This is a genomic window from Streptomyces mayteni (assembly GCF_054783955.1).
The window spans coordinates 1-710 of the sequence record NZ_BAAGPR010000288.1; the positions used below are offsets into that span (position 1 = coordinate 1).

1 protein-coding gene is annotated in these 710 nt (G+C 68.2%); it reads left to right on the top strand.

The annotated features are described in order from the left end of the window. The coding region (locus ACYVPE_RS39950; RefSeq protein WP_461038747.1) for a glycoside hydrolase family 48 protein at positions 1-710 on the top strand (710 nt) is incomplete at both ends.

Genomic DNA, 710 nt, shown 5'->3' on the forward strand with positions numbered 1-710 from the left:
GACCGGCAGGTGGAGTTCTACCGGTGGTTGCAGTCCTCCGAGGGCGCGATCGCGGGTGGCGCGACCAACAGTTGGGAGGGCCACTACGGCACCCCGCCGTCGGGCACCCCGACGTTCTACGGCATGTACTACGACGAGAAGCCGGTCTACCACGACCCACCCTCCAACCAGTGGTTCGGCATGCAGGCCTGGTCCATGCAGCGCCTGGCCGAGTACTACTACGAGTCCGACGACCAACTCGCCGGCCAGGTCCTCGACAAGTGGGTCGACTGGGTCCTGGACAACGTGACCATCGGCACCGGCGGCGACTACCAGATCCCCTCCACGCTCGCCTGGTCCGGCGCCCCCGACACCTGGAACGCCAGCAACCCCGGCGCCAACAACAACCTCCACGTCCAGGTGACGGAGTACACCCAGGACGTCGGCGTCACCGGCTCCCTCGCCAACGCCCTCTCCTACTACGCCGCCGCCAGCGGCGACACCGAGGCCCAGGAGACCGCGGCCGGCCTGCTGGACGCGCTGTGGGCGAACTCGGACGGCATGGGCATCTCGGTTCCCGAGACCCGGCGGGACTACAACCGGTTCGACGACCAGATCTACATCCCCAGCGGGTGGAACGGCACCATGCCCAACGGGGACACCATCGAGCCCGGCGCCACCTTCGACTCCATCCGCACCTTCTACCAGGACGACCCCGACTGGCCCCAGGT